Source organism: Clostridium disporicum, from assembly GCF_001405015.1.
Lineage (GTDB): Bacteria > Bacillota > Clostridia > Clostridiales > Clostridiaceae > Clostridium > Clostridium disporicum_B.
This window is the reverse complement of the sequence record NZ_CYZX01000036.1, coordinates 1-11,454: the sequence shown is the minus strand read 5'-3', so window position 1 is coordinate 11,454 and position 11,454 is coordinate 1. Positions and strand designations below refer to the sequence as shown.

The window sequence follows — 11,454 nt, the reverse complement described above, 5'->3', positions numbered from 1 at the left end:
CCCATAATGGACACATCCTTTCTTAACTAAATATTATTTTACTTAGTTCGATTTAATGTGTCCACTACTTTATACTAACACCAACCGTCCGAAAAGGAATACCCCGGCTGGGGAAGCACCGCAAGGAGTCGGACTTCGGGACAAAATGTCCCGAAGTTGCGAGGAGCGTGCCAACGCCGGAACACGCCGCAGGAATGGGGCAGGAAACCTTTTCGGGGAGAACGGCAACGGAAAGCAAAATGGAGGGAACGCATGAGAGATAACCCCTATAAAGACTTGCCGCCGCTGGAACGCAGGCCGGACGGTTCCCTTTACCGCATGACCCCGGCGCAGAGAAAACAGGCGGCCAGCCTGATACGCCGGGAGTGCTGTTGCTGTGAGGACGGCAACTGCATTGTCCTTGACGATGGGGACACCTGCACCTGTCCGCAGACGATTTCTTTCTCGGTCTGCTGTAAGTGGTTCCGCTGGGCGGTCTTGCCGCTGGACGGGACGCTGGAAGCGGAGATTTTCCGGGATAAGGACTTGAAACGCTGTGAGGTCTGCGGCGGTGTGTTCGTCCCCAAATCCAACCGGGCAAAATACTGCCCCGGCTGTGCCGCCAGAGTTCACAGGCGGCAGAAAACAGAAAGTGAACGGAAAAGGAGGTCTGCTGTGGACAGTTAGGAGCGAAAAAAGCCTTGATTTATCAGGCTTCGCAAGCCCCAAACCGGGGCTGGTGGTATAAAGTATCGCCCGCCCCGGAAAACGGGCTTCTAACCGTCCACAAAACGCACTATGACAAATACCATCTATATCCATCAGCCGGAAAAGGCGTTCAGCTTCACCCGGCTCCCGAATTTCCTCTTTGAAGCCCCCACATTCAAGCCCTTGTCCAACGAGGCAAAGGTTCTGTACGCCTTTATCCTGCGCCGGACAGAGTTATCCCGCAAGAATGGGTGGGCGGATGATTGCGGACGGATTTATCTGTACTATCCCATCTGCGAGGTGGTTGACCTGCTCCACTGTGGGCGGCAGAAAGCGGTAAACACCCTGCGGGAACTGCAATACGCCGGGCTGGTGGAGATCCAGAAGCAGGGCTGTGGAAAACCCAACCGCATTTTCCCAAAATCCTATGAAGCGGTTCCAAACACCGACTTCAAGAAATCCGGTTCTGGTACGCCGGAGGGCTGAAAACCGTACTTATGAAGTGAGGAAATCACTCCCCGGAAGTACGAAAACCGGACGGTATATAGAAATACAAAGATTAAAAAGATTTATTTATATTCTATCCATTCCAATCCTATCCGAGCTAATTTCTGCGGGATTTTCCCTGTGGAAAACCCCGGATAGGAAAGGAATGGGGAAAGGAGCAGAATGGCACAACACGCAATTTTGCGGTTTGAGAAGCACAAGGGCAACCCGGCAAGGCCGCTGGAAGCCCATCACGAAAGACAGAAAGAACAATACGCCAGCAACCCCGACATTGACACAAGCCGGAGCAAGTACAACTTTCATATCGTCAAGCCAGAGGGCAGGTACTATCATTTCATTCAAAACCGCATTGAACAGGCCGGGTGCCGAACCCGCAAGGACAGCACACGGTTTGTCGATACGCTGGTAACTGCCAGCCCGGAGTTTTTCAAGGGGAAATCCCCAAAGGAGATACAGGCGTTTTTCCAGAGGGCGGCGGACTTCCTCATTGGCCGGGTAGGACGGGAAAATATCGTGTCGGCGGTGGTACACATGGACGAGAAAACGCCCCACCTGCATTTGACCTTTGTTCCGCTGACAAAGGACAACCGCCTGTGTGCAAAGGAGATTATCGGCAACCGGGCAAACCTGACGAAGTGGCAGGACGATTTTCACGCCTATATGGTGGAGAAATATCCTGACTTGGAGCGTGGGGAGAGCGCCAGCAGGACAGGCCGGAAGCATATCCCCACCCGGCTTTTCAAACAGGCGGTTTCCCTCTCCCGGCAGGCAAGAGCCATTGAAGCCACACTGGACGGCATTAACCCGCTGAACGCCGGAAAGAAAAAAGAGGAAGCCCTCTCCATGCTGAAAAAGTGGTTCCCGCAGATGGAGAATTTCTCCGGGCAGTTGAAAAAGTACAAGGTCACAATCAATGACCTGCTGGCGGAGAATGAGAAGTTGGAAGCAAGGGCAAAGGCCAGCGAAAAAGGAAAGATGAAAGATACGATGGAACGGGCAAAGCTGAAAAGCGAACTGGACAATTTACAGCGGCTGGTTGACCGTATCCCGCCGGATATACTGGCGGAACTGAAACGTCAGCAGCGGCACACGGTAAAGGAAAGGTGATAGATATAAGCAGAAATTTTCGCCGCCTCTGTGCGGCATTGTACCTTGAAAACTGAATATGGAGGACACTGGATGGCAAAAAGTGAAAGCGATATTTTTACACCCCGAACAGGGCAGGTTATACAAGCAGAGAACGGCACGCAGTATTTTGTATGTGGGAACAACCGTATAAAAATCTCCGAACACTTCGCCGCAGGCGGGAAGCCCCTCGGTGATCTGATTGTAGATGTGGTGCGGCATACCGCAGAAAAAGCCGCTTCAACCTGATAGCCCATCATTGATAACACGCCCACGCTTATGATATAATTGCCATAGAGCAAAAGTATTGTAAGCGTGGGTTGTTTCTTTAGAAGGAGGATTTTTACGGTGAAACAACCTTACAATACTACGATTTACAACACGGCGCTTTATATGAGATTGAGCCGGGACGATGAACTGCAAGGAGAAAGCGGGAGTATTCAGACACAACGCATGATGCTCCGGCAATATGCCGCCGAGCATGGCCTGAATGTCATAGATGAATATATCGACGATGGATGGTCTGGAACGAACTTTGACAGGCCGGATTTTCAGAGAATGATTGATGACATTGAGGACGGGAAAATCAACTGCGTTGTTACGAAGGATTTATCCCGCTTAGGCAGAAACTACATTCTGACCGGCCAGTACACGGAAATCTACTTTCCCAGCAAAGGCGTCCGCTATATCGCTGTCAATGACAATGTGGACACCATCAACGGAGAGAATGAGCTTGCCCCATTCCTCAACATTCTGAATGAAATGCACGCCCGCCAGACCAGCAAAAAGGTAAAGGCGGCCATGCGGACACGGTTCGCAAATGGCGCACACTATGGAGCCTATGCTCCGCTTGGCTATGTCAAAGACCCAGATAAGAAAGGCCATCTTCTGATTGACCCGGAAACAAGGTGGATTATCGAAAAGATTTTTGACCTTGCCGTTCATGGCCGGGGAGCCGCCAGCATTACACGGATTTTGGTCGAAGAAAAAGTACCTACTCCCGGCTGGCTGAATTTCCAGAGATACGGCACTTTCGCAAATATCTATGCCGGAGCGCCGGAGGAAAAAGCCTATGCGTGGACGATAGCGCAGGTGAAAAGTATTCTGAAAGAGGAAACCTATATCGGACACAGCGTCCACAATAAGCAGACCAACATTTCATTCAAAAACAAGAAGAAAGTACGCAAGCCAAAAGAGGAATGGTATCGTGTGGAGAACACCCACGAAGCGATTATTTCCGAAGATGTGTTCCGTCAAGTACAGGAGCAGATTTGCAACAGGCGCAGACGGCAGAAGAACGGCACAACACAGATATTTTCCGGGCTGGTAAAATGTGCGGACTGCGGCTGGTCGCTGGCCTATGGTATGAACAGCCAGAACAAAAATCCCTATGCCCACTACCATTGTAGCAAGTACGGGCAAGGATTGCACCAGTGTTCCATGCACTATATCCGCTATGATGTGCTTTACGCCTATGTCCTTTCCCGTCTGCAATACTGGTCTGTGCTGGCACAGCAGGATGGGGACAAACTTCTGAAACGGCTACTTAACGCCAGCGACAAGGAACGCAATACTGCAAGGAAGCGGCAGACAGCCGAACTGAAAAAGGCGGAAAAGCGCAAAGCAGAAGTAGACACCCTGTTTGCAAAAATGTATGAGGACTGGTCTGCCGGACGCATTACAGAATACAATTTCAATATGCTGTCCGAAAAGTATCAGGGCGAACAGCGAGAATTGGACGTAAAAATTGAACGGCTTCACGAAGCGATGGAGACCGCCGCCCAGACAGCGGTTGACGCTGAAAAGTGGATAGGTCTGATGAAACAGTATGTCAATCCCACAGAATTGACGGCTGAACTTCTGAATACGCTGATTGAAAAAATCCTTGTCCATGAAGCGGTCAAAAGTGAGGACGGAAGCCGGGAACAGGAAGTGGAAATCTTCTACCGCTTTATCGGCAAAATCGAATGACACATCTTGAGATACCCAACAATATCTTTAACTAAGGGAAACGGGAAAAGGCTACCCTAACATTGAATCGCTAAAAAGTATATCTAAATTATTTTCTGTTTCTATTGATGAATTGTTATCTGGGGAAGAACTAATCAATATTGCAGAAACAGAAAATAGTTCTAATATGGAGAAGATTTACAATATACTTGGTGCAGTACTGGATTTGATGGCGATTGTATTTATTATTTTGCCTCTATATGGAAAACGAGTAGGAGATTATATCTATTCCGTTAACCTAATATCATTTACAGACTCTACACCAATAAATCTTGCAATTTATTGGATTATTTTTGTTGCTTTGATTAGTATTGGTATTGCTAAACTTATATTCATCCGACTTGATAGAGAGTTATGGTGCAACTACATCACAAAATGTTCTGTAGTATTAGGAGTTGTGGCAACCTGCTTTTTTGCTATGGCAAGAGAACCATATGTGACAACATTTCTATTTTTGATTTTTATAACGAAAATATTTGTACTGTTTAAGCAGAGTAAAATAAAGTGAAAAAACAGCATAAACCTTTGAAAATAGGCTCTGACACGAAAAGTGTCAGGGCCTATTTTCTATTGTGACGATAGGTTTCTTGGTTTTTATGATATAAGGTCAGATAATAAAATTGTGGTCAACACAACATACAAAATAACAGAGAGGACAGATATATATGAATATCATTGAAACAGAAAATCTTACTAAACAATATGGAACAACTACCGTTGTTGATAATATCAATCTTCATGTGCCAAAAGGCAAAATCTACGGCTTACTTGGCAGAAACGGAGCGGGAAAAACAACCGCAATGAAAATGATGTTACAGCTTGTTTATCCGACAGGAGGAGCAATTCGATTATTCGGTACAGATTATAAGGAACACACTCATAGTCTTTACGGAAAAATAGGTTCTATTATTGAAACACCAGGTTTTTATAGTAATTTGACAGGATATGAAAATTTGAAGATTATTGCTAAATTGCGAGGACAGCTTAGTAAAGATTCTGTACAGGAGGCACTTCGAGTTGTTGGGTTAGAAAAGGAAACAAGGAAAGTGTTTGCTGATTATTCATTAGGTATGAAACAGCGACTTGGTATTGCAGCAGCAATTATGCATGAACCTGAACTACTGATACTTGACGAACCTATAAACGGACTTGACCCTATTGGTATTTCTGAAATTCGCTCGTTCCTGTCTGAGCTAAGTCATAGTAAAGGTACTACTATTTTAATTTCAAGTCATGTTTTAAATGAGATTGAACAGATTGCTGATATTATTGGTGTCATGCACGAAGGTCGCTTAATAGAAGAAGTTAACATGGCAGAGCTTCAGAAGCGAAATCGTAGATATATTGAATTTGAATTGTCTAATGTGGAAATAGCCGCAAAAATATTAGAAAATCACTATCAGATTAAAGACTACTCTATACAAGGTAATACAATAAAAATTTATGATTTCACTCATAATTCAGGAGAAATCAATAAAGCTTTCGTAGAGAATGGTCTGTTGGTAACAAAAATAAATATAGACGAGGAAAACCTAGAGAATTATTTTTCAGGATTGATTGGAGGTGGCAGCATTGCTTAATATTATTTACTGCGAATTATTAAAGTTAAAGCATTCAAAGATGGTGCTTATAAGTATTTTAGGTGTTATGTCTACGCCATTTATGATGTTTATAGAATCCTTGCAAACTCACTTTGAACATCCAGAGCGTGTTTTCACACTGGCTAACGTTTATGATAACAGTTTGCTGTATATGATGCTTTTAACCAATATGATGATATATGTGGTAATAACTGCCTACTTATTCAGTCGTGAGTATACAGAAAATACATTAAAAACTATACTGCTAATACCGATTTCAAGAACAAAGCTACTGCTTAGCAAGTTTTGTACCTTGTTACTTTGGATTGCTATGCTTACCTTTGTAACATGGGCAGGTATACTTATTTTATCTGGAATATATCATGCTGTTTTTGGAATGAATGGATATAACTTAGTCATTGCTATCGAATGGTTATTGAAATTTTTACTTGGCAGTATGTTAATGTTTTTAACGGTTTCCCCATTTGCTTATATAGCTCAAAAAACAAAGGGATTTGTTGCGCCTGTGATTGCTTCAGCTGTTATCGTTATGGGTAGTGCAGCACTTACTAATCAAGATTTTGGAGCATTATACCCATGGACAGCTACATTTTTTCTCATAGAGGGCAAAATACAAAGTACAGGCTATCCAATTCCTTTAGCAATAGCAATCATTGTCTTTGTATCTATAGCTGGATTTTTATTAATATTTAGCCATTTCAAAAAAGAGGATTTGAAATAGGGATACTTTATTTTATTGAAATTTTGAAAGTTATATTTTTTGGTAATGAATCTATGAAGTAACACCGATGTTAATTCATAAGGAGAATTCTTCATTTTTTTATACTACCAAATCTATTTAATAATGAGATATCAGAACTTTTACAATTAAAATCTCTTGATATTATAGTTTTAATTATATTACGCAAATTATTTAAGAATAAGAAAAATATGAAACACTTTATTTACAATAAATGTAAAGAAATATATAATATAAGTGCATCAATAACTATAATTAAGTATAAAAGGGAGGGGTAAAAATGGATAGTATTGAGGTATTAGAGCATACGCATATAGGTGAGGATGGGCACAGCTTTAGCCATACTCATAAAAATGTTGAAGGGCATAAGCATGTGCATTCACATGAAAGTACAAAAGATATATCAAATAGATTAGCTAGAGCAGCAGGACATTTAGAGTTTGTAAGACGTATGGTGAAAGATGAAAGGGATTGTAGCGAAGTACTAAATCAAATAGCTGCAGTTACATCAGCTTTAAATAGCGTAAGTAGACTAATTTTACAAGGACATATAGAAGAATGTGTAACAGATGCAATACAATGTGGAGATAAAAAGGTAATTGAAGATTTAAATAAATCATTAGCTAAGTTGATAAAATAAAAAAATAAAGAATTATTTTTAAATTTTTAAATAGTAAAAAAATATCGCCTAAGTAGTATATTTAATATTATTAGGCGATATTTTTTTTATCTAATTTTAATGAAATATAATCTATATTCTATGTATTAGCTATTTTAGATAATATTTTTTTGTAAAAATATATCCCCATATAGAGGTTGTTGTAAAAAAAATCAAGTGATACAATATATTAGGATATTGAAAAGGGTAATAGTAAAATAAAAAAGGAGTGGTTTATGATGAAAGAAAGGACAAAAGAATTAGTTTGGGCATCTTTATTTTTAGCAATTGGTGTAATAATACCATATATTTTCCATGCAACTAGCTTACCAGGACAGGTATTTTTACCAATGCATATACCAGTTTTACTATGTGGAGTAATACTAGGTAAAAAGTATGGAGTTATTGTGGGAATATTATTACCATTTATAAATTCAGCACTTTTAGGAATGCCACCATTATATCCAACAGCAATTTCAATGGCATTTGAGTTAGCAACTTATGGGTTTATTACAGGATTATTATATAAGGATAAGAAATGTAATATTTTTGTATCTCTAATCGGTGCTATGTTAGTAGGTAGAATAGTATCTGGAATAGTGAATTATGTTTTATTAACTGTAGGTGGAAGTGGATTTGTATTTGCTGCTTTTATAACATCTACTTTTGTAAAAGCAGTTCCAGGAATTATTATACAATTAATACTTATACCTGCAATATTAAAAGCACTAGAATATGCTAATAAAGGTAAAGTGGTAGCAAATGAATAATAGAGAATTTTTTAATGAACTAGCATATAAATGGGATGATATGTGTCATCATGACGATAAAAAAATTAGGAAGATATTAGATTTAGCTGATATAAAGAAAGAATCAAAGATACTTGATATAGGGACAGGCACTGGAATATTAATTAGTTACTTATTAGAAAAATCACCATCAAAGTTAGTAGGTTTAGATATATCGGAAAATATGATAGAGGTAGCTAAAGAAAAATATAAAGGAAAAAATGTTGAGTTTGTTGTATCCGATATAATGGAATTTAATGATTATGGATATGATTATATTTTTATTTACTCAGCTTATCCTCATTTTAAAGAAAAAGAAAAGTTATTTGAGCATTTATCTAAACTATTAAATCCAAGAGGTAAAGTAATTATAGCTCATTCTCAAAGTAGAGATGAAGTAAATCACGTTCATTCTACAAGTGAGACAGTTAAAGATGATATACTTTTATCAACTGATGAAAATGTTAAGATAATAAATAGATACTTAGTAACAGAGAAGACAATAGATAATGAAGAAATGTATTACATTGAAGCTATAAAGAAATAATATCATATTAATTAATAATTAAGCTTAAAATATATTTATAAGAAGGAACTACGGCTCAAGCTGATAGTTTCTTTTTTTATTGAATATAATTTTAACTTTAAATAAATATAAAAAAACAACCCCCCACCAAGCTTGTGGCAAAAAATTACAAATGATAAAATTTCAGTAACGTAGCAATTTAAAACATATTATAGGAGGTAAATAAGTTGAGAAAAAGAAGTATTGCTTTATCTTTAATTTTTGCAATGAGTTTAATGTTTGTGGGGTGTAACAATGCTAGTGAAGGAACAAGTAAAAATACAGATGATAATACAGAAGTAGTAGTTAATACTGAAGCTAAAGATAGTATATCTGCATATGTTGGAACTAATATATTTGAAGGAAGTTTAGACCCAATTAAGGGAGCAATGAGCTATGGATATTCTTTTACTAATTGTGCATTAACAAGGGTTAATTCAGAGTCAGAATATGAAGGGGACTTAGCTACTGATTGGCAAATAAGTGATGACTCTTTAGTTTATACATTTAATTTAAGAGAAGGAGTTAAATTCCATGATGGTTCAGATTTTACAGCAGAAGATGTAGTTTTTACTTATGAGACTGTTAAAGAAAATCAAGGAAATAATGAAAATGTAGATCTTTCAAGATTGGAATCAGTAACTGCTCTAGATGATTATACAGTTGAATTTAAATTATCAGAAAGTTACTCTCCATTCTTTGATTCGGTAGCTTTATTAGGTATTGTTCCGAGTGATGCTTATGATAGTGAAACATTTGATAAGTATCCAATTGGTACAGGAGCGTGGAAAGTTATTCAATATGATACAGACCAACAAATAATAGTTCAAGCAAATGAAGATTATTATGAAGGAGCACCAGAAATTAAGCAAGTAACTTTTGTAAAGATGGATAATGAAGCTGCATTTTCAAATGCAAAATCAGGTCAATTAGATATAGTTATGGTAGCGCCAAATTATGCGCTTGAAGAAATAGATGGAATGCATATAGAAAATCTTGAAACAATGGATGTTCGTAATATTAGTTTGCCATGTATACCAGAACAAGTAGTTAAGAATCATGATGGGAATGAAGTAACAGTAGGGAATAATGTTACTTCTGATGTTGCAGTTCGTAAAGCTTTAAGTATAGGAATAGATAGAGAATCAATAATAAATAATGCTTTAAATGGTATAGGAAAACCAGCTACTGGGTTTACTAATAATTTAACTTGGGGAAATCCTTTAGTTTATGAAGATAATCAAAGGGAAGAAGCAAAAAAACTTTTAGAAGATGCTGGATGGGTTGATTCAGATGGAGATGGAATTAGAGAAAAAGACGGAGTAAAATGTGAATTTGATGTATATTCACCATCTAGTGACCAACAACGTTACTTATTAGCAGTTGCAGTTGCTGAAGATGCAAAGGAATTAGGTATATCTATAAATGCAAAACAAGGAACATGGGATGAACTTACTGCAAAGGCTAATACAGCTGGAATAGTATGGGGATGGGGACAATATAGTCCAACAGTATTAAAGTCATTACTTTATTCAGAACTATTCTTAGTTGGTGCTTATGACAATACAGTTGGATATTCTAATGAAGAGGTAGATAAATTAATAGATGAAGCAATAGATTCTAATAATCAAGAAGATGCAATTAAAAAGTGGAAAGAAGTACAAGCTGTTTCAGCAGAAGACTATCCTTATTTATATATAGTAAATATTGAGCATAGTTATTTTGTTAATGATTCTATTGATATTTCAGTAGATACTCAAATAGCTCATCCTCATGGTCATGGTTCACCAATTATTTGTAATATGAAGGATTGGAAGGTTAATGAATAGATTAAAGTATATAGGTTCAACATTTTTAAGGATGATATCACTTTTAATTGCAGTTAGTATTATAGCGTTTATTTTAGTTACATCATCCCCAATAGACCCATTAACATCATATGTAGGAACAGAATCTACACTTTCAAAAGAGGCAAAAGATGAAATAGCAGAACACTGGGGGTTAAATGACCCTCCAGTGGAAAGATTTATAACATGGGGAAAAAATGTATTACAAGGTGATTTAGGAACATCAATAACATTTAAACAACCGGTTAGTACAGTAATTTTAGAAAGATTCCAATATTCAATAGTTCTAATGATGGTAGCTTGGCTGTTTTCAGGTGTTTTAGGATTTATAATTGGAATTCTAGCTGGTGTATATAAAGGTAGTATTTTTGATAAGATTATAAAAGTTTTTTGTCTTACACTTCAATCAGCACCAACGTTTTGGATTGGCTTATTAGTTTTAAGTTTATTTGCAGTTAAGTTAGGCTGGTTTCCTATAGGCTTAGCAGCCCCAATGGGAAAATTAGCGTCAGATGTAACCATTGGGGATAGAATATATCATCTTATATTACCAGCTTTCACATTAAGTGTTTTAAGTATAGGAAAAATAACATTATTTACACGACAAAAATTAATAGAAATATTAAATAGTGATTTTATACTTTTTGCAAAGGCAAGAGGAGAAAGTACTACTCAGTTAATTATGAGGCATGGAGTAAGGAATATAGCATTGCCAGCAATTACAGAACAGTTCTCATCTTTCAGCGAACTTTTTGGAGGAATGGCATTAGCAGAGACAGTATTTTCTTACCCAGGATTAGGTACGGCAACAACAGCTGCTGGACTAAATGGAGATGTTCTGGTGTTAGTATAAAGTAGTGGACACATTAAATCGAACTAAGTAAAATAATATTTAGTTAAGAAAGGATGTGTCCATTATGGGAAAGG

Annotated in this window: 13 protein-coding genes; all 13 read left to right on the top strand. The window is 38.2% G+C overall.

All coding sequences use genetic code 11. The features are described from left to right. Window positions 1-252 precede the first annotated feature (252 nt). The 13 genes from ARA56_RS16535 to ARA56_RS15775 all read left to right on the top strand — a co-directional run bounded on the left by ARA56_RS16535 (window position 253) and on the right by ARA56_RS15775 (window position 11,380). Entirely contained in the window at window positions 253-666 is a 414-nt protein-coding gene (locus tag ARA56_RS16535; protein ID WP_002588751.1) for a cysteine-rich VLP domain-containing protein, read from the top strand. A 111-nt stretch (window positions 667-777) separates the two neighbouring features. Next, on the top strand, window positions 778-1,173 hold the full coding sequence (locus ARA56_RS16530; RefSeq protein WP_002588752.1) for a replication initiator protein A: 396 nt from the start codon (window positions 778-780) through the stop codon (window positions 1,171-1,173). 183 nt (window positions 1,174-1,356) lie between these two features. After that, window positions 1,357-2,301, top strand: a complete 945-nt coding sequence (gene mobV, locus ARA56_RS15825) for a MobV family relaxase (RefSeq protein WP_002334814.1) — start codon at window positions 1,357-1,359, stop codon at window positions 2,299-2,301. Window positions 2,302-2,373: 72 nt separating this feature from the next. Then, window positions 2,374-2,568 carry a hypothetical protein gene (locus tag ARA56_RS15820; protein ID WP_002334813.1) on the top strand — a complete coding sequence of 65 codons (195 nt, stop codon included), beginning with the start codon at window positions 2,374-2,376 and terminating at the stop codon, window positions 2,566-2,568. A 99-nt stretch (window positions 2,569-2,667) separates the two neighbouring features. Then, window positions 2,668-4,290 carry a recombinase family protein gene (locus ARA56_RS15815; protein WP_002334812.1) on the top strand — a complete coding sequence of 541 codons (1,623 nt, stop codon included), beginning with the start codon at window positions 2,668-2,670 and terminating at the stop codon, window positions 4,288-4,290. A gap of 208 nt (window positions 4,291-4,498) precedes the next feature. Further along, on the top strand, window positions 4,499-4,837 hold the full coding sequence (locus tag ARA56_RS15810) for a hypothetical protein (RefSeq protein WP_187361739.1): 339 nt from the start codon (window positions 4,499-4,501) through the stop codon (window positions 4,835-4,837). A gap of 157 nt (window positions 4,838-4,994) precedes the next feature. Then, a complete protein-coding gene (locus tag ARA56_RS15805) occupies window positions 4,995-5,909 on the top strand; it encodes an ABC transporter ATP-binding protein (protein ID WP_055268428.1) in 915 nt (304 codons plus the stop codon). Further along, window positions 5,902-6,651, top strand: a complete 750-nt coding sequence (locus ARA56_RS15800) for an ABC transporter permease (protein WP_055268426.1) — start codon at window positions 5,902-5,904, stop codon at window positions 6,649-6,651. The genes ARA56_RS15805 and ARA56_RS15800 overlap by 8 nt, the downstream gene beginning before the upstream one ends. 298 nt (window positions 6,652-6,949) lie before the next feature. Then, window positions 6,950-7,309 (top strand): metal-sensing transcriptional repressor, encoded by a 360-nt coding sequence (locus tag ARA56_RS15795; protein WP_055268424.1) that lies wholly within the window; start codon window positions 6,950-6,952, stop codon window positions 7,307-7,309. 254 nt (window positions 7,310-7,563) lie between these two features. After that, on the top strand, window positions 7,564-8,097 hold the full coding sequence (locus tag ARA56_RS15790) for an ECF transporter S component (protein ID WP_084759084.1): 534 nt from the start codon (window positions 7,564-7,566) through the stop codon (window positions 8,095-8,097). Next, window positions 8,090-8,662: a class I SAM-dependent methyltransferase gene (locus tag ARA56_RS15785; protein ID WP_055268420.1), complete on the top strand. Its 573-nt coding sequence runs from the start codon at window positions 8,090-8,092 to the stop codon at window positions 8,660-8,662. The genes ARA56_RS15790 and ARA56_RS15785 overlap by 8 nt, the downstream gene beginning before the upstream one ends. A 206-nt stretch (window positions 8,663-8,868) precedes the next feature. After that, window positions 8,869-10,509 (top strand): ABC transporter substrate-binding protein, encoded by a 1,641-nt coding sequence (locus ARA56_RS15780; protein ID WP_055268418.1) that lies wholly within the window; start codon window positions 8,869-8,871, stop codon window positions 10,507-10,509. After that, entirely contained in the window at window positions 10,502-11,380 is an 879-nt protein-coding gene (locus ARA56_RS15775) for an ABC transporter permease (RefSeq protein WP_084759082.1), read from the top strand. Before ARA56_RS15780 ends, ARA56_RS15775 begins: the two co-directional genes overlap by 8 nt. Window positions 11,381-11,454 lie beyond the last annotated feature (74 nt).